Source organism: Pelomonas dachongensis (genome assembly GCF_043555865.1).
Lineage (GTDB): Bacteria > Pseudomonadota > Gammaproteobacteria > Burkholderiales > Burkholderiaceae_C > Pelomonas > Pelomonas dachongensis.
Window position 1 is genome coordinate 1 of record NZ_JBIGHY010000008.1, and the last position, 24,807, is coordinate 24,807.

The 24,807-nt window shown below is 66.1% G+C and carries 17 protein-coding genes and 4 pseudogenes; 7 read left to right on the top strand and 14 right to left on the bottom strand.

From position 1 onward, the window contains the following. A pseudogene (locus ACG02S_RS19805) lies at positions 1-492 on the top strand (hypothetical protein); the annotation flags it as partial. Between the two features lie 109 nt (positions 493-601). Further along, positions 602-1,702, top strand: coding sequence for a Fic family protein (locus ACG02S_RS19810; RefSeq protein ID WP_394472215.1), 1,101 nt, complete (start codon positions 602-604; stop codon positions 1,700-1,702). Between the two features lie 70 nt (positions 1,703-1,772). Here the strand turns inward: ACG02S_RS19810 and ACG02S_RS19815 are convergent, their stop codons facing one another. From ACG02S_RS19815 to ACG02S_RS19825, 3 genes and pseudogenes are all read right to left on the bottom strand, one after another. Then, positions 1,773-2,846, bottom strand: coding sequence for an IS3 family transposase (locus ACG02S_RS19815; RefSeq protein WP_394472216.1), 1,074 nt, complete (start codon positions 2,844-2,846; stop codon positions 1,773-1,775). Further along, on the bottom strand, positions 2,846-3,043 hold the full coding sequence (locus ACG02S_RS19820; RefSeq protein ID WP_394472217.1) for a hypothetical protein: 198 nt from the start codon (positions 3,041-3,043) through the stop codon (positions 2,846-2,848). Before ACG02S_RS19820 ends, ACG02S_RS19815 begins: the two co-directional genes overlap by 1 nt. Before the next feature lie 53 nt (positions 3,044-3,096). After that, positions 3,097-3,399: pseudogene (locus ACG02S_RS19825) on the bottom strand (ATP-binding protein); the annotation flags it as partial. Positions 3,400-3,728: 329 nt separating this feature from the next. Here ACG02S_RS19825 and ACG02S_RS19830 point away from each other — a divergent pair. Next, positions 3,729-4,874: a Fic family protein gene (locus ACG02S_RS19830; protein WP_394472218.1), complete on the top strand. Its 1,146-nt coding sequence runs from the start codon at positions 3,729-3,731 to the stop codon at positions 4,872-4,874. Positions 4,875-4,943: 69 nt separating this feature from the next. Here the strand turns inward: ACG02S_RS19830 and ACG02S_RS26460 are convergent. After that, positions 4,944-5,229, bottom strand: a pseudogene (locus ACG02S_RS26460) (IS30 family transposase); the annotation flags it as partial. A gap of 65 nt (positions 5,230-5,294) precedes the next feature. Here ACG02S_RS26460 and ACG02S_RS19835 point away from each other — a divergent pair. Further along, positions 5,295-5,555 (top strand): annotated as a pseudogene (locus tag ACG02S_RS19835) (integrase core domain-containing protein); the annotation flags it as partial. 72 nt (positions 5,556-5,627) lie between these two features. On the opposite strand, the gene ACG02S_RS19840 reads toward ACG02S_RS19835, so the two are convergent. From ACG02S_RS19840 to pelA, 8 genes are all read right to left on the bottom strand, one after another. Then, entirely contained in the window at positions 5,628-7,073 is a 1,446-nt protein-coding gene (locus ACG02S_RS19840; protein ID WP_394472219.1) for a Fic family protein, read from the bottom strand. Between the two features lie 700 nt (positions 7,074-7,773). Further along, positions 7,774-8,184, bottom strand: coding sequence for a GlcG/HbpS family heme-binding protein (locus tag ACG02S_RS19845; protein WP_394472220.1), 411 nt, complete (start codon positions 8,182-8,184; stop codon positions 7,774-7,776). A 76-nt stretch (positions 8,185-8,260) separates the two neighbouring features. Then, positions 8,261-9,319, bottom strand: a complete 1,059-nt coding sequence (locus ACG02S_RS19850; protein ID WP_394472221.1) for a DUF1593 domain-containing protein — start codon at positions 9,317-9,319, stop codon at positions 8,261-8,263. A gap of 62 nt (positions 9,320-9,381) precedes the next feature. Beyond that, entirely contained in the window at positions 9,382-10,629 is a 1,248-nt protein-coding gene (gene glcF, locus ACG02S_RS19855; RefSeq protein WP_394472222.1) for a glycolate oxidase subunit GlcF, read from the bottom strand. Further along, complete coding sequence (glcE, locus tag ACG02S_RS19860; protein ID WP_394472223.1) at positions 10,629-11,699, bottom strand: glycolate oxidase subunit GlcE; 1,071 nt, start codon at positions 11,697-11,699, stop codon at positions 10,629-10,631. Before glcE ends, glcF begins: the two co-directional genes overlap by 1 nt. Next, on the bottom strand, positions 11,696-13,171 hold the full coding sequence (locus ACG02S_RS19865; protein WP_394472224.1) for an FAD-linked oxidase C-terminal domain-containing protein: 1,476 nt from the start codon (positions 13,169-13,171) through the stop codon (positions 11,696-11,698). Before ACG02S_RS19865 ends, glcE begins: the two co-directional genes overlap by 4 nt. An 81-nt stretch (positions 13,172-13,252) precedes the next feature. Further along, positions 13,253-14,716, bottom strand: a complete 1,464-nt coding sequence (locus ACG02S_RS19870; RefSeq protein WP_394472225.1) for a DUF1593 domain-containing protein — start codon at positions 14,714-14,716, stop codon at positions 13,253-13,255. Beyond that, on the bottom strand, positions 14,713-15,936 hold the full coding sequence (gene pelA, locus ACG02S_RS19875) for a pectate lyase (protein WP_394472226.1): 1,224 nt from the start codon (positions 15,934-15,936) through the stop codon (positions 14,713-14,715). The genes ACG02S_RS19870 and pelA overlap by 4 nt, the downstream gene beginning before the upstream one ends. A gap of 118 nt (positions 15,937-16,054) precedes the next feature. On the opposite strand from pelA, the gene ACG02S_RS19880 reads away from it, so the two are divergent. The 3 genes from ACG02S_RS19880 to ACG02S_RS19890 all read left to right on the top strand — a co-directional run bounded on the left by ACG02S_RS19880 (position 16,055) and on the right by ACG02S_RS19890 (position 19,975). Then, positions 16,055-17,698: a DUF5060 domain-containing protein gene (locus ACG02S_RS19880; RefSeq protein ID WP_394472227.1), complete on the top strand. Its 1,644-nt coding sequence runs from the start codon at positions 16,055-16,057 to the stop codon at positions 17,696-17,698. Positions 17,699-17,703: 5 nt separating this feature from the next. Then, on the top strand, positions 17,704-19,086 hold the full coding sequence (locus tag ACG02S_RS19885; protein WP_394472228.1) for a pectate lyase family protein: 1,383 nt from the start codon (positions 17,704-17,706) through the stop codon (positions 19,084-19,086). 91 nt (positions 19,087-19,177) lie between these two features. Beyond that, positions 19,178-19,975, top strand: coding sequence for a rhamnogalacturonan acetylesterase (locus ACG02S_RS19890; RefSeq protein WP_394472229.1), 798 nt, complete (start codon positions 19,178-19,180; stop codon positions 19,973-19,975). Between the two features lie 138 nt (positions 19,976-20,113). Here the strand turns inward: ACG02S_RS19890 and ACG02S_RS19895 are convergent, their stop codons facing one another. Continuing rightward, positions 20,114-21,514, bottom strand: coding sequence for a pectate lyase family protein (locus tag ACG02S_RS19895; protein ID WP_394472230.1), 1,401 nt, complete (start codon positions 21,512-21,514; stop codon positions 20,114-20,116). A 306-nt stretch (positions 21,515-21,820) separates the two neighbouring features. Next, a complete protein-coding gene (locus ACG02S_RS19900) occupies positions 21,821-24,754 on the bottom strand; it encodes a TonB-dependent receptor domain-containing protein (protein ID WP_394472231.1) in 2,934 nt (977 codons plus the stop codon). Positions 24,755-24,807 lie beyond the last annotated feature (53 nt).

The window sequence follows — 24,807 nt, forward strand, 5'->3', positions numbered from 1 at the left end:
GCCGAAATGGGCGGTCACGATGCCGAAACGGTCGGTCACGATGAGCCGAAATGGGGTGTCGGTCACGATGACCGAAATCACCGGTCACGATGCCGAAATCGGCGGTCACGTTGGGCCGAAATACGCATCATGGCGCTCACCCCCGCAACGCCCGACGCCCCGCTCGTCGTTCGAGTTGAAAGTGCCGGCAACTTCTCAGCAGAGGTTCAGCGTTTGGCAGCGTACTTGTGGCCATCCCACCCGCAGGCCGTGACGGGGTACTGTCTCCGCCACCAATGGAGTGCCGATGCAAAGCGAAACGGCGATGTGAGCTCAGTCAGCCGAGGCCTGGGCCATCTGTCTGGAATGACGCAGAGGCGCTATGGCACCGCAGCACAGGACAGCAAAGCACACAGACTGAAGCCACTGCGTATCGAAGCAGATAGGCCGGTCAAGGGCACGGCGCCTGAAGTGACGCCTACCGATCCCGACGAACCGAAGTCCGCCAGCTGATCCGACAAGGCCAATTGGGGTAAACATCGAGTTATTGGGGCAATGAAGATCAAACATACCCCAATTTGCAGTAGTATTACCCCATTCTTCCTCGTCCGGATGCTGCCGCATGCAATCACTCTCGCAAGACTACCTCGCCAAGCTGCGCTTCGACGCGCAGCAGCTGGCGACGTTGCGCGCCCTGGGTGAGTACAGGGGCAAGCAGCAGCTCTTCGTGGCGCAATCGCCGGAGGTCTTGAGCGACCTGCGGCAGGTGGCAGTGGTCGAGTCCACCGAGTCGTCGAACCGCCTGGAAGGCGTGGTCGTCGCCGCGCACCGGCTGAAGTCCCTGGTGCTCAAGAATGCCACGCCGCAAAGCCGTTCCGAGCAAGAGGTGGCAGGCTACCGCGATGCCCTCGGTCTGATCCATGAGAGCGGTGAGCAGATGCCGTTTTCCGAAGGCACGGTCCTGCAGCTGCACGGCATGCTGTACCGCTACATGCCCCAACCAGGCGGGCACTGGAAGGCCACCAACAACGACATCGTCGAGCGCCACCCCGATGGCAGCTCACGCATCCGCTTTCGTCCGGTTGCCGCGCACCTCACACCCATCGCGATGGCGGACCTGATCGCGCGCTACCGCTTGGCCTTGGATCAGCACTTGGCAGACCCCCTGGTGCTGGTGCCGCTGGCCATCCTCGACTTCCTGTGCATCCACCCGTTCCCGGATGGCAACGGCCGCATGGCACGTCTGCTCACCCTGCAGCTGCTCTATCACTTCGACTATGCGGTGGGCCGCTTCATCAGCTTGGAGCGCATCTTCGAAGAGTCGAAGGAGAGCTACTACGAAACGCTGGAAGCCAGCTCCCAAGGCTGGCACGAAGCTGCACACAACATCGCCCCATGGCTCGATTACTTCTGGGGTGCCCTCCTGCGCGCCTACAAGGAATTTGAAGAGCGCGTCGGCACCATCGAGCGCGGCCGGGGCGCCAAGGGCGGCCGAGTTCGCTCTGAAATTCTCAAACGCCAACTGCCCTTCTCGATCTCGGAGATCGAGGAAGCCTGCCCCGGCATTAGCCGCGACATGGTCCGCGTTGTTTTGCGGGCCATGAAAGCCGAAGGGCTGATCACCCCAACGGGTAAAGGCCGTGCGGCCAAGTGGGAACAGATACCGCAAGCCATCGGGCAAGCTCCCCATGCCCAGGCAAATTCATCAGGGAAAAAACCGTGAACCCCATCGAACAACAATTCTTCAACGACCTCCGGCGGCCGTCAGGCAGTTGTCGCGTGAGGGTGTTAAATCAAGCGGCTTTCCTGTAGGCGTCGGCCTCCGTGACGTTCGGTTTTTCGGGATTCAGATGAACCTGGTCGACGTAGCTCCAGTCACGCGTCTGCTTTGACCAGCGGTGCGGGTTGGCCCGTCGAGCGTTTCCGTAGACGGCGGCGCGGTTGGCGAGCAGGGCCACGTCTTGCCCCGCATGACGTTGACTGGGCGTCACGAAGCCGATGGCGCTGTGGCGGTGCTCTTCGTTGTACCAACGCGCCAGCTCGATAGCCCAGCGGCGCGCTTGCAGCAGGTTCTCGAACGGTTTGACGGGCAGGTCCGGACGGTATTTCAGGGTGCGGAACAGGGCCTCGGAGTAAGGGGTGTCGTTGGACACGCTGGGGCGGCTTCGGCTGGGTGCCACGCCCAGTCTCTGCATGGTCGCCAGCATCGTTTCGCCCTTCATCGGAGAGCCGTTGTCCGAATGCACGACGAGCTGACCCGCAGCGATGCCCTGTCTGGCGCAGATGTCCTGCAGCAGCCCCGCGGCCAGCTCCGCACTCTCGCAGTCGAACACCTGCCAGCCCACGATCTTGCGGCTGAAGAGGTCGACGAACAGGTACAGGTAGAAGTGCACGCCGCGCACGTACGTTGGCAGATAGGTGATGTCCCAGCAAAAGATTTGATCGGGCCGGGTCGCCGTCAACGCGCGCGGTTTGGTGCGCTTTTGCGGCACGCGCTCCAGGCGGCGATGACGCATCTGCCCGGCCCGATGCAGCAACCGATACAGCGTCGATTCGCTACCCACGTAGCGCCCCTGATCGGCCAGGCGAGGCACGATCTGACTCGGCGGGAGGTTCTTGAACTCCTCGCCGTTGAGTACCGCCATGGCGGTCTCGCACTCGGCTTTGCTGAGCTTGTTGGTCGGCTCCCAGGGCTCCTGCAGGCCAGCCACACGCCGATCTCCGCTGCACTGGTCAGGGTGACGCCAGCGCTGCACGGTCCGCGCCGACAGGCCAATCTGCGCGCACGCCATCTCCAGCCTCGCACCGGCGTCGCAGGCTTCTTGAATCAACCTCAGCAATGCCTGGCGCTGTTGGGTACAGGTCATCAGTCCTCGTCCCCCAACAGCGCCTGGAATTTTTTTTGAAGCACCAGCAGCGCTGCCGCTTCGGCCAGCGCGCGCTCCTTTCGGCGCAGCTCTCGCTGCAGCACTTCATGCCTGCCTTGCAGCGCTTTGAGCTCCGCCTTGGCCTCGCGCCTTTCTTGCGCAGTCTCCGGGGCCGCACTGCCAACCCCGATGGCCACCCCAAACTGCTCCACTCGTGGCCACCCAAACTGCTCCAGGCAGGACCAGGGACTTATGTGGGGTCTGACGTGACGGCCAGGCGGGCCGAGGCCTCCTTGAGCCGGTAGCTCTTCCCCTCGAACTCGAGCATGGCGCAGCGATGCATGAGGCGGTCCAGGATGGTCGTGGCCGTGGTGGCGTCGCCGAGGTAGCGGCCCCAGTCCTGCACGATCCGGTTGGACGTGATGACGATGGAGCGGCGCAGCTTGTAGCGCTGGTGCACCAGCGCTTGCAGCAGCTCGGCGGCGTGCTCGCCGATCTTGCGGGCCAGGAACAGGTCGTCCAGCAGCAGCAGGTCTGCGGCGACCCAGCCCCTGGGAGATGTAGTTGTCGATGGTCCTCGTCGTGCCCTGCAAAAGCTTCGCGGCGTCGGCCTTCAATACCGGTACAAAGGGTGCGCAGTGGGGTGGTGGGAGTGGGATGGGAATCGTCATCGGATGTGGCCTAGGGTGATGACAACGAGTAGCGCGGAATGTTTGTCGCCTGCTGAGTTGGAACCCTACTTTGCATGGGTGAGGCGATTAGCGACCTTAATCAACTCAAAATCTAAGTCGAATACAGAGAAAACGCACCTTGAGTCGATTACACTTTCAAATCGACTCAAAATCCAAGTCGAAAATATCGTTAATCGACTCATCTATCGCCATGGCAACGGAAGCGACCTACATCTGGCAGCAGCCATCCTGGCCAGATTTGCACTACGACCCAGTTCGCGTCGGCGTAGCGCTGGCCACCGCCAGACGGGCGCAGGGCGTGGTCGAGGGGAAGCTGACCGCGCTGGGATTTGAGCAGCGCCTCGAACTGGCGGCCGAAGCTTGGAGCCAGGAAGCCGTGGCCACGGCTGCCATCGAGGGCGAGTGGTTGGACCTCGCTGCCGTACGCAGTTCCGTAGCGCGGCGCCTGGGCGTGGGGAAGCAAGATGGCCCCAACGCCCCTCGGAACGTCGAGGGCCTGCTGGACATCATGAACGACGCGGTGACTCGGTGTGCAGATGCAGTCACGGACGAGCGCCTGCATGCCTGGCAGGCGGCACTCTTTCCGACCGGCTATTCCGGGATGACCAAAATTCGCGTCGGCGGCTACCGCGAGCATGCGCAACCCATGCAAATCGTCAGCGGAAGGGTCGGCCGCGAGCGCGTGCACTACGAGGCACCACCTTCTGAGAAGGTGCCGCAGGAAATGAGCCAACTTCTGCAGTGGTTCAACGCAAGCACCGAGCCGGACACCCTGGTTCGTACAGCACTGACCCACTTGTGGTTCGAGACCATCCATCCATTCGAAGACGGCAACGGCCGCGTCGGACGGGTTTGGGTGGACTTGGTGTTGGCCAGGGACAGCGGCGAGGCCAGCCGGCTGATTCGCACGTCGCAGCGCCTACTGGAGCGCCGAAACGAGTACTACGAGCAGCTTGAGCGCGCCCAGCACGGCGGGCTCGATGTGACCGACTGGGTGTTGTGGTTCGTGCATCAGGTCCAGGTGTCATGCGAGGAGTCCTCTAGGACCGTCGACGACACGTTGGCCAAAGCGAGGTTCTGGATGGACCACAGCGACAAAGCCCTGAGCGAGCGTCAACGCAAGGTCGTGAACTTGCTGCTCGACGCTGGCCCCAACGGCTTCGAAGGTGGCATGAGCACCAAGAAGTACGAGAGCATCGCAGGCACGTCCCGCGCCACGGCGTCGCGAGAACTCATCGAGTTGGAAGGCCTCAAATTGCTTGCCCGGACAGGCGCTGGGCGCTCGACACGGTACTACGTGAACCTGCTCGGTTGGGGCCCTGACGAGGCGGTCTAGACTCGCCTGCGAAGCAGTATCAAACCGGTTGGCGGAACTTCAGCAAGGTTGTGCCGTCGGGAACACGCTCGCGGCTGCGATCTGCTCACGTTCTGAGAAGTCGAGGTATCGCCCTGTCGGGGCCGGCGCGGATGGTGCGAGGTTTGATGGCGGCATACCCCCGCATTGTCTAAACCAGCGGTTGCCCACAGCTGGGGAGACGCCTGCAGTCGCAGCTGCGTCCTCGCTGGACTGCCCCCGCGCGATCGCCATCCAGAACGGCCATCGCTCGGCGCGATGCAACACCGGGTGGCCTGCCTGGCGACCGCAACTTCGCGCGTAGCGATCGGCCCGAGTTCAAGTTCTTCGTTTTCATCAACACCTCCAATCAGGACGTGTTGCGACGACTGGTTGAATTCAAGTCGGGAATTTCGTGCTCAGCTGAGCGACTACGGCATGCGTTCGTCGATGAGTCGCAAGGGCGATTGTTGGGACAACGCGCCGACCGAGAGCCTGTGGGGCCGGCTGAAGGTGGGCAGGCTTCATGGGAGAAAATTCGCCACACGCCGACAAGCGATGGACGAGGTCATAGCCTGGCTGACGTTCTATAACCACCGCCGACTCCACTCGTCGCTGGGCTATGTCAGCCCGATGCAGTTCGAGAAAAGCTGGCACGCGGCACAGCTCAATATCGCCGCGTAACAAGGTTGCTAAGAACTACGGGCAACAGGGGCAAGGTCACAGGCATGTCGCGACCACCAGCCGCAACGCCCATCATCGGCGCCGCCCCGCAACTATCCATCGCTGCGTCATACCTCGTGCGAGGTTGTACCGGGCGCAGTTGTGCTGCTCCAACTGGTCAAGCTCGGTATTTGCGATGAGGCGCAGCGCCGCGCTGTCAGCGGCATCGACTTGCACATCGGCGAATGCGGCGTCCAGCGTTCGGCCATGAAAGACCACGAACTGCATCAGCTCGTTCAGGGCCTGCCGGTACTTGGTCCGAATCGGGTCGGGCACTGACAGAGACGCGCGCAGCACGCTGTACTTCTGAATCGAGCGGCGGTAAATGAACTCGAACAGGTCCACCGCCGCAGCCACGCTGCGCTGCTCGTAGACACCGAGCATGGCGGTCGCGTAGTCCGAACGCTCCACGTCCAGAAATGACAGTGGTGCGCAGTTGTAGAGCATGAGCGGCATGTTGGCGCTCAGACGACTCGTGCGCTTGTTGCCGTCCGTAAAGGGCTGCAGGTAGGCCAGATTGACCCACAGGAAGAAGGCGGCCTCAACGGGATTGCGGATGTTCCGCACCTTGTCGACGATGGCGTTCAGCGTCTCCTCAAGGAGCGAGGGAATGCTGCTGGGGGTGTAGACCGAGCCGTCGATATTCACCACGCGCCGGCGGATGCTGCCGATGTCGCGTGAGTCACGCAGAAGGTCCCGCATCAGGTTGGCCTGCAGGTCGACGATGACAGGCACGGTGATGCCCTCCGTCGGTACCGCATCGACCATGAACTCGATGGCGCTCTTGTGATTGAGCAGCATCAGCGTGTCCTCATCGAGTGGGCCGCCTCGTTGGCCGAGCTCGAAAAGTTCCTTGGTGTCCAGCAAGCTCTTGTTGTTGCCTTCGAGGCGCGACGACGACCAGGACAGGTCGATGAGCAACTGCTCGAGCACTTCGCGCGCGTAAGTTCCTGCGGGCTGCTGGTCCTGGCTGCGGCCGGCGTTGTAGAGGTCACTGGCCAGTTGAGGCGGCAGCAGGCTGGACTGGTTCGGGATGTAGTTGCTCACGAACCCGCTGTCGTAGCCCACAGCGGTGCGGGTGCCCAAGGGTTCGCGCAGCGCCTCGACCAGGGGCTTTGCAGCGGCCGACCACTGAAGGCCCCCAGACCCGGCCGGCACCTGGGCGCCAGCGGGCAAAGCGCGCAGTGTTGCCTGGGCCGCTGCCGTGGCCAGGTAGCGGGTCGAGCGGCCGTTCCCGCGCTTCTCCAGAAAGCCAGCGGCAAGAAGGTCCCGCAAGTCCCGGTTGATGGTGGGCCGTGAGACTTGAAGAGCGTGCTCCAGCGCGCTTGGCGCAACCGGCTCCCCAGCTGCCAGGACTCGGCGCAGCAGCGCTTCATGGCGGGACGACAGCGAGGGAGTTGTCATGGGGCAGCGAATCTCGTCAATCTCATCAAGCTTGTCACTTGAGGAGATTTCGGGCTCAATCTCGTCAAATGACAAGAATAGGCCGTAATCCTATCTCGATGCCCACCAGATTGATAGGATTACTGACAAGATTAAGCCCGGCATAACAAGAAGTCTCTTGGAGCGGTGGTTCAGCCACTCGGCGCACGCGGAGGCCTGGACCCGAGTCACGGCCCTCAGCCCCCCACGGCAGAACAGTTGTCGTGTCTCCAGACCCAGCGGGTGAGGCGCTGCACGCCTGGTGCCGTGAGAAGGTCTTGTTCGAGCACCAGTTGACGGCCTGGCGCGAGGCGTTTGTTGGCAGTGCGGCCCCGGAGACTGCGCAAGAAAGGCGCGAGACCAAGGCGGAGCTCAAAGCGCTACAAGGCAGGCATGGCCGCTTGATTTAACACCCTCACGCGACAACTGCCTTGACGGCCGCCGTCACCGCGCGCTCACGCACCTCGCGCGAGAACTTGTTCGACTTGCTCATGGCTCAATCCTCTCAGAGTGTTGAGCCTCCTCAAACCCGGGGCGGTTCACCTCGTGGTTCCCCCCTCTGTCGAGGGGCGGAAGTTACGTCCTGTTTTCGTCAATGCTGAGGCGCCTGACCGACCGTGTTCAGTGGGTCAATTCGCCTCGGGGGAGTGGAGAAGTTTGAGTGGCCATAAGTGGGGCACTTTGGGTGGCCACCGGGGTCGCTCAGCGGGCGCCACCAAACTTCGAACAATGGCCAGACCCGGCAGCCACTCCCTCCCTAAGCGACCTGCAGGGCTGCAAGCCCGATCTTTGCGACCTGGGCATCTTGAGCCGCAAGCACGCCGCTGACGCCCACACCGCCCAGGCAGTGTTCGCCTACCAGCACCGGCACTCCTCCTTCAAGGAGCCCATCAATACTCGGCGCGGAGAGAAACGCAGGGCGCCCCTGGTTGATCATTTCCTCGACACCTTTGGTCTCACGCTTCAGAAGCGTTGCCGTGCGGGCTTTTGCCTGGGCGATTTCCGTCGATGCGATGTTGGCGCCAGGCAGACGCACGAATGCGAGCAGATGCCCACCTTCGTCGCAAACAGCCAGGGACACTTTCCATCCATTCCGAACCGCCTCGGCTTCTGCAGCGTTCAGGATGAGGATGGCATCGTCTTTGGTCAGGGCGGGCTTGGAGATCATGTTCAGCAGATCAGGTGATTGTGAAGGTGTTGCGCCAGGAAGCCAGCAACGCAGCATCCGGGCGGCGGTCAAAAGCTCAAGGGACGTCTCGCATCCAGCTCGTGCGCTCCGCAAACTCGGCCTGCATCTGCGCCTTGGCGCGCAGGATGGCCTTGTCGCCCTGTCGATGGTCGAACCAGTGATTGCGAGACGGGTCCGGTTGCTGGAACTGCCCACCCCACCCGGGCTGGCCCGGGCGTTCGGCGTCGTTGACGCCGCGTAACGCGCCAACCAGATGCAGGAACGACGGTGAATCGCCCTCTTGCTGACCCGTCGCGGCAGGGTCCCAGCCGCTGGCGGGATAGGCGGCGGCCATCGGGCCGTGGCCACGTCGGACATGACGGTCAAGCCAATCGAGGTCGGTCAGCCGCGGGTCCGGGCCAGATTGAGAGAACATGGCCATGTAGTGGCGCTCGCTGAGAATGATGAACAGGGAGGGAAACTCGGCGAGCAGCCAGTCGGTCGTGCCATCCTGGCGAGCAACGAGATACAGCCTCAACTTGGCGACGAAGCGAGCCAGCGCATCCGCGCTGCGTGTCTGACGCACCCTCCACAGCGCCTGCGCGATCTCGCGTGAGCCACCCCAGCCCAGAACCCACACCGGCCTCGGGTCCGGGCGGTCGACGATGCGAATCAATGCGTCCGACGCCTCCGTGTCGAGTTCGGGGCCGAGCAGTTGTTCCAGCGGCCGCGCCGGTGTGCCGAACTTGGGGGTGCCCCAGGCGCCGTCCAGCCCCTGCCAGGTACGCAGCTTCAAAGTAGCGGCTGCCGGATACCGGGGATCGTGCTGGGCCAGGGCGGGCTGCACCTGGGCGTAGCGATCCAGCAGCTCAAGCAGCGGCCGCTTTCGCGCCACGTTGGCCAGCGTGGCAGCGGAGGCCACCAGGCCTTCGATGTCGAGTTCGTTGCCATACAGCAGCAGCCTCACCATCGACTGGATGTCATCGGGATCGCTGCAGCGCTCGCGCGGGCTGGCGGGGCCACAGGCCTTGACCGGGATGACGTCCAGCGGCGGGAAGTCTGTCATGACGACCACGCGCGGCGCCGTTGGCACGGGCGGCGGTGCTGCGTGCGCCGGCGCGCTGGGCTGCAACATCAGAGCCAGCCAAGCGACTGCGCCAGCTGCCACGAACGCTCCAAAGGACCTCGGCTGGAGGTTCAGCATGGCCGCCCCGCCAGCGCATCGTCCAGCACTTCCACCCAATGCCGCACCGGCGTGCGCGTGCCGGCCTGCAGATGCTGGATGCAGCCGACGTTGGCCGACACGATCTGGCTGGCCTGCAGCGGCGCCAGCGCGGCCAGCTTGCGGTCGCGCAGCTGTTTGGACAGCTCGGGCTGCAGCACCGAATAGGTCCCGGCCGAGCCGCAGCACAAGTGGCTGTCGGTCGGTGCGCACTCGATCTTGAAGCCCAGTTCGCGCAACCCCGCCTCCACGCCACCCTTGAGCTTCTGGCCGTGTTGCAAGGTACACGGCGGGTGGTAGGCCAACGCGGCGGGCGTGGCCTTGAGTCGCGTCTTCAACGCTGGCAGCAGGTCGGGCAGCAGTTCGCTCAAATCCCGGGTCGCCTCGCTGATGACGCGGGCCTTGTCGGCATAGGCGGGATCATGCGCCAGCGCGTGACCGTAGTCCTTCACCGTCGCGCCGCAGCCCGAGGCATTCATGACGATGGCCTCCACCCGCTCGCCCGGCCCGGCGACCAGCGGCCACCAGGCGTCGATGTTGCGGCGCATGTCGTCCAGGGCGCCGTCGTGGTCGCCCAGGTGTTCGTGGATGGCGCCGCAGCAACCCGCGCCATCGGCGACGACGCTCTGGATACCGGCGGCATCCAGCACGCGGGCGGTGGCGCTGTTGATGTTGGGGGCCATGGCCGGCTGCACGCAGCCCAGCAGCAGCAGCACCTTGCGATTGAGCTGGCGTGTGGGCCAGTCGTGCGCGGTGGGTGACGCCTTGGCTGGCACCTTGTCCTTGAGCGCAGCCGGCACCAGCGGACGCAGCGCCTGGCCAAGCGTCATCGCGGGCTTGAACAGCGGCGACGTGAGGCCCGCCTTCAACAGCCAGCGCACAACCCTTTCGGCTCCGGGGCGCTCGACCTTGGCATCCACCACGCGGCGGCCGATATCCACCAGGCGCCCGTACTCGACGCCCGACGGGCAGGTCGTCTCGCAGTTGCGGCAGGTGAGGCAACGGTCGAGGTGCTGCTGCGTCTCGCGCGTGGGCGCGTCTCCTTCGAGCACCTGCTTGATGAGGTAGATGCGGCCGCGCGGGCCGTCGAGCTCGTCGCCGAGCAGTTGGTAGGTCGGGCAGGTGGCGGTGCAGAAGCCGCAGTGCACACAGCGGCGCAGGATGGCCTCGGCCTCGCTGCCATCGCGGGTGCCGGCGTATTCGGGGGCGAGGGTGGTCTGCATCAGAGGTCGGGGTAGAGGCGTCCGGGGTTGAAGACGCCGTGCGGATCGAAACTGGTCTTGAGGCGGCGGTGGATGGCAGCGAGCGGTGCCGGCAGGGGCGTGAACGCATCGGTCGACTTGTCCAGCGCCCGATACAGCGTCGCGTGGCCGCCGACGCCAGTCGCGGCATCGCGAATGGCGGCGGGCTCCATGGGCGTCACCACCCAGCGCTGGGCGCCGCCCCATTCGATGAGTTGTTCGCCGCTCAGACTGAGTTCGGGCGCAGTGCTGGGCAGCGACAGCCGCCACAACCTCGCACCGCCGGTCACGGCGCGCTCGGCGCCGACAAAGAACTCGTCGGCCTGGTTGCGCAGCCTCGTCCAGAAGCGCTCAGCGTGGTCCGCCGGCATGGCGTCACCGCCGAGCCTCGTGCGGGCCGACTGGACAGCCGCTTCAGCACCCGCCAGGCATAGGAACAGCTCGCCGTCACACCAGGCGCTGGCCTCGATCGGCAGGGGCTGGGCGCCCCAGGTGTTCAGGACCTGGAGCGCATCCGCTTGTGTCAGATCGAAGCGCAGCGTGGCCGTGGCGGCGGGCAGCGGCAGCACCTTCAGGGTGACTTCGGTGATCAGCCCCAGCTGCCCGAGCGAGCCAGCCAGCACGCGGCTGACGTCGAAGCCGGCCACGTTCTTCATCACCGTGCCGCCGAAACTCAGCAGTTCGCCCGCGCCGTTGATGACAACCGCACCGAGAACGTGATCGCGCACCGAGCCCAGCGCCGCTCGGCTGGGGCCGGACAGGCCCGCTGCCACCATGCCGCCCACGGTGCCACGGCCATCGAAGCGCGGTGGCTCGAAGGCAAAGCGCTGGCGCTGCTCGGCGAGCAATTCCTCGACGTCGGCAATGGGTGTGCCGGCCAACACGCTCACGAAGAGCTCGCTGGGCTCGTAGGCCGTCACGCCATTCAGGGCCAGCGTGGACAGCGGCTCTCCCTGCAGCGCACCTCCGTAGAAGTCCTTGCTGCCGTGGCCGGTGATGCGAAGCGGCGTACGCGCATCGCGCAGCTGCTGTTGAAGGTCGGCGAGATTCAAAACCGCTCCAGCTCCGGAAAGGCCAGCAGCCCGCGCTTCACATGCATGCGGCCGTACTCTGCGCAGCGGTGCAGCGTGGGAATCTGCTTGCCCGGGTTGAGCATCCCGGCAGGGTCGAACGCGGCCTTGAGCTTGAGCATCTGTTCGCGCTCCTCGGCGCTGAACTGCACGCACATGGAGTTGAGCTTCTCGACGCCCACGCCGTGCTCACCGGTCACGGTGCCGCCCAGCGCCACGCTGCGCTCCAGGATCTCGGCGCCAAACAGCTCGCAGCGGTGCAGCTGGTCGGGGTCGTTGGCATCGAAAAGGATCAGTGGATGCAGGTTGCCGTCACCGGCATGGAAGACGTTGGCGCAGCGCAGGCCATATTTCTTCTCCATCTGCTGGATGTCCAGCAGGATGGTGGCCAGGTGCTTGCGCGGGATCGTGGAATCCATGCACATGTAGTCCGGGCTCATCCGCCCGGTTGCCGGAAAGGCGTTCTTGCGGCCACTCCAAAAGCGCAGGCGCTGGGCCTCGTCGGCGCTGACCTGCACGGCCGTCGCGCCGCTGCCCAGCAGCACCGCTTCCATGCGCTGTATCTCCTCGGCCACCTCTTCGGGCGTGCCGTCGCTCTCGCACAGCAAGATGGCTTCGGCATTCAGGTCGTAGCCGGCATGCACGAAGTCCTCGACGGCCGCCGTCATCGGCTTGTCCATCATCTCCAGGCCAGCCGGAATGATGCCGGCCGCGATGATGGCCGCCACCGCGTCGCCCGCCTTGCGCACGTCGTCGAAGCTGGCCATCACGCAGCGCGCGAGCTGGGGTTTGGGGACAAGCTTGACGGTGACTTCCGTGATCACCGCCAACATGCCCTCGCTGCCGACGACCAGCGCCAGCAGGTCCAGCCCAGGCGCATCCAGCGCCTCGCTACCGAACTCGACAGGCTCGCCCTGCGCCGTGAATCCGCGCACGCGCAGCACGTTGTGCAGTGTCAGGCCGTACTTCAGGCAGTGCACGCCGCCACTGTTCTCGGCGATGTTGCCGCCGATGGTGCAGGCGATCTGGCTGCTGGGGTCGGGGGCGTAGTACAGCCCGTGCGGCGCCGCGGCCTCGCTGATGGCGAGGTTGCGCACGCCGCATTGCACGCGGGCGGTACGGGCGAACGGGTCGATGGCGATGATCCGGTTGAACTTGGCGAGCGCCAGCGTCACACCGGCCTCGTGCGGCATCGCACCGCCGCTCAGCCCCGTGCCGGCGCCGCGCGCGACAACCGGCACGCCGAGTGCGTGGCAGGCCTTGAGCACGCCGCCCACCTGGGCCTCGGTCTCCGGCAGCGCCACGGCCAGCGGGCGCTGGCGGTAGGCGGTGAGGCCATCGCATTCATAGGGCGTGGTCTGCTCGGCGCGGTGCAGCAGCGCGTGGGCCGGCAGCAGGCGCTGCAGGGCCGCGATGACGGCGGCTCGCGGGACGGCGGGGTCTGGCGCGTTCAAGATATGGGCTCGCTCGGTTCGGTCAACGGCAAGGCCGCCTCAGCCGACGTTGGGCGCGGCGGCTGGTACGGCTCTGCAGGGTCAGGGGCGAATGTTCAGGATCACGCGGCGGTAGCGCGTCAGCGCCGGGCTGCCCTTGTCGGTGACCTGCACGATGACATGCGCAGTCGCCGGCGCATCCACCTTGGGGACATAGAAGCGCGCCCACGCGATGTTCTCGGTGCCCAGCACCAGCGGCACCTTCAGCGTGCCGGCTTCGGGGTAGGTGAACCACAGAAAGCTGAGGTTGTCGCCATCGGGGTCGGTGCTGGGGCTGGCATCGAGCTGAAGCCATTCGCCGCTGCGCACCGACAACTCGGCCGCATGCGCGAGCTTGACCACGGGCGCATGGTTGGCTTGGGAGGGCTCCTGGGTCGTCCAGAGCATGCGCGCCGCAAAGTCGTTCTGCACCGCCTCGCGCCAGCGCCAGACGGTGACGCTGTTGCCGCTGAACTCGCGCTCGGCAGGCTTCACCGAACGGCCGTAGGGTGCGGGCACGTAGGGCTTGAAGCGGTCGACCGCATTCGTCCATATCGGCCGTGTCTCCTGCTCAATCGGCACGCCACCGTTGAAGCCGGTGGGATCGGTGTTCTCGCGCCGCGGTGTGTAGCGCTCGTAGCGGCCGCCCCAGCCGCCCCAGTCGGGGCGCTCGGGCACGTTCAGGCCGTTGGGGATCAGGCCCAGGAAGGACGGTGTATCGCCCTCCATGCCGTACGCGACGTCGGGATAGGCGGCCCCAAGCGGGCCGTGACCCTGCTGGATGTGGCGGGCGATCCAGGCGTTGCTCACCGGGCTGTTGTCGATGCCGTCCACGACCTGGTTCATGCCGCCCCAGGTGGCATTGCCGTAGCCGCCGGGGCTGACGATGTAGAACAGGCCCGGGAACTCGCGGCGCAGCCAGGCACCGGCGTCGTCCTGGTCGGAGATGGTGTAGACGCGCAGCCGGCTGACTGCCCGCTCGACCGCCTGCGGCGTGCGTGTCTGGCGCAGCGTGAAAAGAGCCTGCGCCAGCGTGTTGGCGCCACCCCAGACGCTGACCCACATCGGGCGCGGATCATCGCGCTCCAGCTCGCGCAGAAGCACCGCCGCGCCGGCCGAGTCGCGCCCGGCGCCCGTGGCGCCGATGCCGTAGCCGGGCTGACCGTCGGCCACCCGAGCCAGCAGTTGCGCCGCGTCGGGGTAGCCCGCATCGTGCCGGCGCAACCGCGGCAGCACCTGGTCGTAGCGAGCGATCACGCGGCGGATGGACTCGGCATGTGTGCCCTGCTTCATGTGCACCGACGTCGTTGCCACTAGGCCGCGCAGGTCCAGATCGTTCGCGTACAGCAACAGGCGCACCAGCGACTGCGTGTCGTCGGGCTCGTTCTCGATGTCGGTGAGCACGAAGACGCGCGGCCGCTCGGGCTGGGGCACGGACGCCACCGACACAGCCGGCGTGGCGGCCAAGGCGCAGCCGGCGATCAGGCAGGCGGCGACCAGCGCCGCAAGGCGTGGCTGCCGCCTCATGGCTTGCTCCGGGCCGACCACGTGCGGTACTCGTCCAGCGCCCGCTGGCTGCCGGTGTTGAACCAGCTGTAGCCGTTGCGGCGCTCGACCGAGATCTCGCTCACGTCGTCATGGATGCTGAGGTCGCGATCACCAAAGATGGGCAGGCCCGTGCTCAGGCTGTAGTAACGCGCCCACAGCGGCGGCGCGCCGGGCTTGTCGACCAGCGCACTGCCTTCCGCGCTGCGCTGCCAGGCCTTGTCGCGCAGAGCCGAGGCCTTGAACCACGCAGCGCCGGCTTCGATGGCGGCCACGACCTGCGGCGACGGCGACTCGATGGACATCAGGTAGACCAGCATCCCCGCGCTCTCGGCGCTGGCCAGCGAGGCCGGCTCGTAGTTGCGCGCCCCCACGGGTGCCAGCGTCAGCGGGTCATGCTGCTGGCCCCAGACGGTGGGGCGCCCTTCCACGCGCACCTGCGTGGCCAGGATGCACTCGATGGCACGGGCCTCGGCCTGGCGGGCGCGCTCGCGCAGCGCGGGGGGCACGAAGGCGTAGTCGCCCTGCCCCCGCGCCACGTCGGCCAGAAGCCGGGTGATGCTGCCGATGGCGTCGTCGTTGTAGGTGATGGCGTCGTGGTAGCCGCCCATCAGCGGGTACACCTGCGGCCAGCCGCCGGTCGGGAACTGGGCGTTGAACACGTAGTCCAGGCCGCGCAGGAAGCTCTTGCGGTAGGCATCGCCCTCGGCCCCCGGGGCCTGCGCGGCAACGCGGGCAAGAAAGGCCATCTCGGTGGTGGTGGCGTCGTTGTCGAAGGTGCCCACCCAACCCCAGTTGCTGTCGCCCGGCGTGGGCGTGCGGCCCAGCAGATAGAACTGGCCGGGCCGGCGCAGCCCAGCGTCGCGCGGCGAGCTCTTGCTCCAGCCGCCAGCCGGGGTCTGGAAACTGACGATCACGTCCGCCACATGGCGCGCCTCGGCGGAGGCGTACCAGGCGGGGTCACGGCTCAGCGGCATCGTCTTCGCAGGCGCGCTGTATGCCGTGGGCACAGGCGCCGGCCCGTTCGGCTTCTCGGCAAAGAACGTGGCCTTGTCCGTCGCCATCAGTGCCTTCGACCTGGCCAGATACGCCAGCCACTCGGGCTGACCGGCCACTCGGGACTCGGTCAGCGCGGTGGCCGGCACCGTGCGGCCAACGACGGCGGCTTGGGCGGAATGGGCCAGCAAGAGCGCTGACAGCATGAGGGCGGAGATACGCATCGCAATGCAGCGGGGCTGTTCACTAATGGTCTAATGTCTTGGCATACTTATCATACCAACGACAAAAGCGCTTTCGCGCATTCCGAGACAAGGTGAAACCATGATGCAGATACGTTTGACGGCCTGGCTATGGATGGCCTGCCTACTGAGTGGCCTGCTGGCGCCGGCCGGGGCAACGACCCAGCCCGCACAGCCGCCCAGCCCCCCGGCGGTCGTTGAACAGTGGGGGCTGTTCGAGATCAGCCTGCCCGGGCCGGCCGACGGCAACCCGTTCACCGAGGTGCAGCTGTCAGGCCGCTTCACGAACGGAACGCAGACCGTCGACGTGGACGGCTTCTACGACGGCGAGGGCGTCTACAAGCTGCGCTTCATGCCGCCGCGCCAGGGGCGCTGGACCTGGGTGACGCACAGCAACCGCTGGCCGCTGACCAACAAGCAGGGCGAGTTCACGGCCTCGCCGCCCAAGGCCGGCAACCATGGCCCCGTGGGCGTGCGCTTCCAGCATCACTTCGGCTACGCCGACGGCACGCCGTACAAGTCCATCGGCACCACCATGTACAGCTGGGCACACCGCGGCGAGGCGCTGGAGACGCAGACGCTGAAGGCGCTGGCCGCGTCGCCCTTCAACAAGGTGCGCATGCTGGTGTTCCCGCAGACGGCCGGTGTCGACAAGCACCCGCCCACGCTGTGGCCCTTCGCAGGGACGCCGCCGAAGAACTGGGACTACACCCGCTTCAACCCCGCCTTCTTCCGCCATCTGGAGCAGCGCGTGGGCCAGCTGCGCGACCTCGGCATCGAGGCCGACCTGATCCTGCACCACCCCTACGACGACAAGCGCGAGTGGGGCCTCGACAACATGCCCCGCGAGGTGGATGACCGCTACGCGCGCTACCTGGTCGCGCGGCTCGCGGCCTACCGCAATGTGTGGTGGTCGCTGGCCAACGAGTTCGACTTCATCCGCACCAAGACCGATGCGGACTGGCAGCACCTGGGCCGGTTGATTCAGCAGATCGACCCCTACGGCCACCTGCGCTCCATCCACAACGGCAAGCGCATGTACAACCAGGCCGAGGACTGGATCACCCACGTCAGCATGCAGCACGGCATGGCCGCCGCCGAGGCCAACCGCGCCGTGCTGTTCCGCGAGGCCTGGCGCAAACCGGTCGTGTTCGACGAACTGAAGTACGAGGGCCGTCACGACCGCCGCTGGGCCCAGCTGACGGGCCGGCAGATGGTGCATGCCTTCTGGTCGGTCACCATCGCGGGCAGCTACGGCGGCCACAGCGAGTTCATTCCCGATCCGCTGGACGGCACGATCTGGCTGGCGCAGGGCAAGCAGTTGCGCGGGGAGAGCCCGCCACGGCTGGCCTTCCTGAAGACCATCCTCGACGCCGCGCCGCTGGAGGGCATCGACCCCATCGACGCCTTCGAGGACCTCTTCATCGCCGGCCAGCCCGGGCGCCACTACCTCGTCTACTTCGGTGACCGGGCGCCGACCGAATGGTTGCCCAAGCTCTACCTCACTGGCCTGCGCGACGGCCAGCGTTTCAAGGCCGAGATCATCGACACCTGGGCGATGACCATCACGCCGGTCAAGGCATCGCTGCAGTTCAAGCCGCAGGGCCGCTACAACTTCGTCGCAGCCCAGCCCATCAAGCTGCCAGGCCAACCTGGCATCGCCCTGCGCCTGACCGCGCTGGACACCCCCGCCGGCGCCGCCGCGCGCCCTGCCCTGGACGACTGAACACCATGCAAAAACTCACCCCTCTCGCCGCCGCCCTGCTGCTTGCTGCCTGTGCGACGCCCGTGCCGCCGACAGCGGCTACGCTGCCCGCCTTCCCCGGCGCCGAGGGCGAGGGCGCCATCTCGCAGGGCGGCCGCGGTGGCCGCGCCATCTACGTGACGACGCTGGCCGACAGCGGCCCCGGCTCGCTGCGCGCGGCCATCGAGGTCACCGGCCCGCGCACCGTCGTGTTCGCCGTGTCCGGCACCATCGCCTTGAAGACCCCGCTGCGCGTCACGCAAGGCCGCCTCACCATCGCTGGCCAGACCGCCCCGGGCGATGGCATCACGCTGCGCGACCAGGCGCTGGCCATTGAAGCCGACGATGTCGTCGTGCGCTTCATCCGCTCTCGCCTTGGCGATGAAAGCATTGCCGACGACGACGCGATCAGCGTGGGCTCGGGCCAGCGAATCATCCTGGACCACGTCTCCGCCAGCTGGTCCAGCGACGAGTCGCTGTCGGTGTCGGTCTCTCGTGAAGACCTGGGCCGCCCGGCCTATCAGCACGTCACCGTGCAGTGGAGCCTCATCGGCGAGTCGCTGAACTGCACCCAGGCCAAGAAAGGTTCCTGCCACGGCTTCGGCAGCCTGCTGCGCGGCGCGCACGGCACGCGGCTGTCCATGCACCACAACCTGTGGGCCCATCACCTGGACCGCATGCCCCGCCCGGGCAGCTACCTGCCACCAGACAAGGACAAGCTGGGCGCCTTCTACGACTTCCGTGCCAACGTCTTCTACAACTGGGGCAGGGAGCGCGCCGGCTACAACATGGACCGCGCCGGCGAGCGCACCAGCTACAACTTCGTCGGCAACGTCTACCTGCGCGGCCCCAGCTCCAAGGGTGGCTTCGCCTTCGAGGAGAGCAACGCTGCCACGCGCGCGTATTTCGCCGGCAACAGCATGGACGGTGTGGTGCCCGCCAACCCGTTGAGCCTGGTGCGCGCCGACCGGCAGCACCTGCCGGCGGGCCTGCCCGACGGCTACCAGTTGTCAGCCGCGCTGCCCTTCGCCCCGGTCACGACCGACGCGCCCGACAAGACCCTGGAGCGCGTGCTGGCCGGTGTCGGCGCATCGCTGGCGCGCGACGCAGTGGACCAGCGCATCGTCAACGACGTGCGCCAGCGCAGCGGCAAGCTCATCAACAGCCAGAGCGAGGTGGGTGGATGGCCGGTGTTGCAGTCCAAGCCAGCGCCGCTGGACAGTGACGGCGACGGCATGCCCGACGCCTGGGAAGCGGCGCACAGCCTGAATCCGCGCGACGCCAGCGACGCCAACGCCATCGACCCCGCCAGCGGCTACACGCAGCTGGAGCGCTATCTCAACGGTCTCGTCGCCCACCTCATGCGCTGAGCTGCGCGACCGCGGAGACGACCAGCGCTCACGCCCCTGGCTGCAGCAGGCCAGCGACCACCATTGACCTTCCTCCTGCCACCACAATCCCATGCGCCGTCGACTCCTCCTCGCCGCCCTGCCCGCCCTCACCTGCCAGACCACCCGCGCACAAGCCCCGGCAGCCGTGGAAGACGCGCCCCGGCAGGCCATGGGCCCCGTGGCCACGATGCACCCGGCCCTGCACCTGGTGGGTGACTCGACGATGGCCGACAAGCCGCTGGACCCACCCCAGCCCGAGCGCGGCTGGGGCCAGCTGCTGCGCGAGCGGTTGAAGGAACCGCAGCGCCTGGTCAACCACGCCGTCAACGGCCGCAGCGGCAAGAGCTTTCGCGCCGAGGGCCGCTGGGCCCACCTGCTCGCGCAGTTGCAGCCGGGCGACCACGTGCTGATCCAGTTCGGCCACAACGACCAGAAGCGCGAGGACGCCAAACGCTTCGCAGACGCCGACACCACCTACAAGGACCAGCTGCGCCAGTTCGTCACCGAGGCCCGCGCCCGCGGCGCCAGCGCGCTGCTGGCCACGTCCATCGTGCGACGCAAGTTCGACGAGCAGGGCAGGCTAACGCAGACGCTGGGCGGCTATCCCGACGCCACCCGCGACGTGGCGCGCGAGCTCCAGGTGCCGCTGCTGGACCTCAACCATGCCACCCAGGGCTGGGTGCAGGGCCTCGGCCCCGAGCCGTCCAAGCCGATGTTCATGTGGGTGGAGCCCGGCACCTGGCCGACCGTGCCGGCAGGGCGCCGCGACGACACCCATCTCAGCGAAGCCGGCGCCCGCGCCGTGGCCGGCCTGGCCGCCGACCAGCTGAAGGCCATGCGCCACCCGCTCGCTGACTGGCTGCAATAAGGCGCCAGGCCACGCTGGCCAGTTGCTTGGGTCAATGACCTGCGGCGTGGCTGGCCTTGTCGCTGGGCATGCGCTCGAACAACCCGTCAGCGCCCAGCGCAGCGTTCACTTGGCAGCACGTCCGAGGCACTTGCTGCGTCAGCGGGCGCCCGCGCCTGCGCGCACCCGGGCCTCCAGGCCGGCGGTCGGCTCCGCCACGTAGCGGTAGGGCGGCACGAAGGCCCGACCGACGCTGTAGAAGCCGGCCTTGCCCGTCACACTCTCATGCTCCTTGACGTCGATGGGGCCGACCACGCAGGCCGGCAGGCAGACATCCTCCACGGACTCCAGGATGCTGTTCTGGTTGCCTCGGGCGTAGTTGAAGACCGTGGCGTTCTCGGCGCCCAGGAACTCGGAGGACCACCACCAGGAGGGGCCCTTGAAGTTGCGGTAGACGTTGCGCTCCGACCGCACGTTGGCGTCGAAGCCGGCGCGAACGGCGTAATACGAACGCGACAAGTCGTCCGTGCCAGCGTCGGCGAAGTTGTTGAAGCTGTGGACCTGCCCGAAGCGCACGCGCGGCATGCGCTCGTTGACCAACTCGGCGAAGAAGTTGTGATGCAGCGTCACCTTGAGACGCCCAACGCTCTCGGTGGCGGTATCACGGGCGCCGATGTTGACGCCGGCATGTTCGTGTCCGAACAAGGTGTGGCGGAAGACGTTCCACGAAATCGTGACCCAGTTCGACGTCCCGGACACGACCACGAGGTCAGGGTTGCCGTCGACAAAGGTGTTGTGATCCAGCCAAACGTTCTCAACGTCGTGCAGGACTGTGTTGGGGCTGTTCCTGGCGTGAACCCCCACAAAGGTCAGGTTCTGGATGATCACGTTGCGCGAGCCCTTGAGCCGCAGTGCGCCGCCGTCGCTGGCGATCTCGGCGCCTGGCAAGCCGACGATGGTCTTGTTGGAGCCGACGCTCAGCGTGCCCTTCAGCCGCCCCGCCACATGGATCACCTGCGGCTGCGTGTCGCCGGCAAGCCGTTGCAATTCCTCCAGGGTCGACACGACGACAGGGGCCAGCTTGCCACCGCCGGTGACACCCGAGCCCTGCGTCACCCAACCGACGGGCGCGGCTTTCAGCCGCGACTCATCCACCGGCGCCTTGGCGGCCATGCCCGGTGCCGCCTTGCCGCAGTTGCCGGGCGACGGGTTCGCGCCGGTCACCGTCATCGAATCGATGTTCGGCAGACCCGTGTCGGAGGTCGCACGCAGCACCAGCGAGTTCTGTCCCGGTGCCAGGTCGACGACGAAGCTGGCCGTCTCCCATTGCGTCCAGGCGCCCGTGGGCAGCAGGGGCACCTTGCGTTTGGGGTCGGCCGCGCCATTGACCAGCAACTCGCCAGACCGTGGCGTTGTGCCGCCGTTGGAGAACCGGATGGCCACCGTGTATTGCCCGCCTGCAGGCGATGCAACGCTCCAGGTCACGCGGGCCGACAGATTGTTGGGCGGGTTGATGTAGCCTGGCCCTGTGTGGCTGTTGTTGCGCTTCTCGAAGAGCACGGGGTTGCAAAGGCCCGGCTGCAGCTCTTCGAACGTGATGCCGGTGGCAGCGGCTGAGACCCCTGGGGCTTGCGGCTGCCGAGAAGCATCATTGCTGGCGCATGCCGAAACGAGCACGGCCGCGAAGAGAGTCCAGGCCATCCTGGAGGGTACGAAGAACATGGTGGCTCCCTGACTGAGCGTCAAGAATCGCGCGCTCAAGAACGGCTAGGCTGAAGTAGGCCGGGCATACAAACCACGCAACCGGCATGAATGCCGTGCCAGCGCCGTGTCTCCACGCAACCGGCACGGTTTACTCTCGCTGCGTCAGAACTGGTACTCGGCGCTCGCGCGGTAGGAGCGTCCCAACACGTCGGCGATCTGGGTCTGGTAGCCCTGGTAGCGCGAGTTGTTGGTCAGCGGCGGGTTCTCTGCGAACAGGTTGTTGATGCCAGCCGTCAGCCTCAAGCCCTTGAAGCCGTTGTAGCCCACCGTCAGGTTGAAGCTTTCGTAGGGGCGGACATCGCGCGCGCCCTCCGAGCCTGCCGCGTTTACACGCGCGGGCTCGTTGCGGTCGCGCAGCTTGCTCTGGTAGCGCTGGGCCAGGGTCCAGTTCCAGTGGCCACCGCGCCACGAAAGGCTGGCCGTGTGCTTCCAGCGGTGCATCGTGGCGCGGTTGCCGGTCAGGCCGTCTTGCGTGCTGACGCCCAGCGGCTCGGAGGTGGCCAAGGCGCTGACCCACTCGGACGTTCCAACCACCCGGGTGGCGATGTCGTTGGTGTAGGACACATCCAGGCTCGGCGTGAAAGTGCCGATATCGGCCGTCTTGATGCGGAGCTTCAAGCTGAAGTCTGTGCCCGACGCCCTCATGTCGCCCGCATTCGCCTTGCTGTTCAGAACGCGCTCGATAGAACCGTCAGCACGGCGGATGAACTGCGCGGCGTACTTGTCGTAGTTGGCGAGCAGTTGCTCGATGGCCACGGTGCCAAGCACGTCGCGGACCATGGTGGACCAGTAGTCAACAGTGATGGTCACGTCGGGACTGGGCTGCAAGCCAAAGCCCACCGTCCAGGCCTTTGACTTCTCGGGCTTGAGTGTGGTGCCTGCAGATTTCGACTTGACGATCTGGGTCACTTCGAAGTCACACACCTGGGCCGTGGTCAGCCCAGGGTTGTTCGACGTGTTGGTGAGACTGTTGCAGTACAGCGGGTCATCGATGGAGGAGTTGCGAAACTCCTCAGCGTTGCCGAAAACTTCGGGCAACGAGGGCACGCGGAAGCCGGTGTTGGCGGAGGCCCGCAACATCCATGTGCGGTCGGGCTGGTATCGCACGCCGATTTTCGGGTTCACGCCCTTGATGGTCTGGTGCGAGTACTTGTAGCTGTCGGCGCGCACGGCGGCATTCAGCGTCAGGCTCTTGAGAACCGGCGCATCGACCTCCGCGAACACCGAGTTGACCTTGCGCACTGCGCGCCCGTTCATCGTGGAATCGGGCTGGTTGGAGTTCGGGATGGCCTCGCTGTAGGTAAACGGCACCTTGCCCAGGTAGGCGGATGTCGTGTTAGCCGCCTGGATGGCACCCGGCACAACGACCACATCGTTGGTGGCATAGCCCCAGGCTTGCCACACGTTGCGGCGCAGCTCTGCACCCAGGCCCAGCCTCAGCGGGCCGCCGCGCAGGTCCATCAGTTCACGCGTCAGCGTGAGGTCGACGCTGCTGTTGGTCGTCTGAGCCTTGCGGCGGGTGTCCAGCTCGATCAGGTTGTCGCGCAGGTACTTCATGCCGGCTTCGTTCTGGATGCCGAACGGATTGAGCGTGCCGTTGTCCAGGCCGGTCTGCAGGGCCTGCGTGCGGTAGACCTTGTCGCGCATCGTGTTTCGCTGCGCACGGCCCCAGTTGAGACCCGCGCGGTAGTCGAAACCCAGGAACGCACCTTCCGACGCCAGCACCACGCGTTCGTTGATGTGCTCGTCACGCAACTGGGGCAGTCCGGCATCCAGCGGCGCCCAGCGCAGGTACAACCGGGCTGGCGAACTCGCCAGGTTGGCATCGGCGACAACGACAGTGCCCGCAGCGTTGCGCACCACGGGCACGCCGCCGGAACCGCCGGGATACCAAGGACTGCTCTTGGGCAGAGACAGGTAGTAGTTTGCGTTGGTGGTGCCGACGGGGCTGTTGTAGGCCAGGATGTCGTTTGCCGAGTGAAGCACCTCCAGGCTGACCTGATGGTCGCCGGGCAGGTTCAACGTGCCTTTGCCATACCAATTCATCAACTCCGTGCCATTGCCGTAGGTGCTCAGGTCGAGGTTGCGCTGGTTCAGCGAACAGGTCAGGGCCGTGGCCGAGCTGCGCACGCTCAGCGGCGGCGTGCAGCCGGTGGTGGCGTAGGGGTTGTAGACCGTGCCATTGGGCACGCCGTTGCTGCCCAGGGTGGTCAGGAAGTTTGCTGGCGAGCTGGTGCTGGCGGTCAGGTCCGTGGAGCCAGCCAAACCCATCGCAATCAGGTCGGGGCTCAGATTGGTGTTGGGCAGGCCGTTGGCATCAAGACCCGCCAGCTCCGGGCGATCGCGGCGGAACAGCACCTCACGCTTGCTGTACTCGAAGCCACCGTAGATGTTCCAGCCCTGACTGCCGAGATCGCCCACACCAGCAAGCACGGCATAACCCAGAGTGTCGCCACCGCCGCGACGCTGAGGCTGCATCATGTCCGCCTTGACCTTGACGCCCTTGAAGGACTGGAAGGTGTAGTAGTTCTGCACGCCGCCAATGGCATCCGAGCCGTAGATCGAGGAAGCGCCATCGCGCAGGGTCTCAACCCGAGACATCGCAATCTTGGGCACGGTATTGGCGCTGACGTACTGATCCGTCAGCGGCTCGTTGGCAAAGCGCCGGCCGTTCATCAGCGTCAGCGAACGGGCCTGGCCCAGGCCACGCAGGTTGATCAACGTGCCGACCGTGCCCGAGTAGAAGCCGATGGTGGACGACTCGGGCAGCTCCAGCAGGAAGTCCTTGAGCTCCACATGACCGCGGGCGGAGATTTCCTCAGCGCGGATGGTGCTGACGGGCAGTGCGGTCTGGTCGGACAGGCGCTTGAAGATGGAGCCGGTGATCTCCACGCGCTCGATGGTCTGTGTCGGCGCCGGCGCAGGCGCCGCCGTCTGCGCCTGGGCCTGCGCGACCAGGCCGAGCAGACAGACGGCGCTCGCCACTGTCGACAGCGCAAAGGGTTGCGCGCCCCGGCGCACTTGAAATTGGGTCATGGTTGTCTCCGTCATTGTGGGTACTCAGGTCTTCACATGGGCTAACCTGGTGT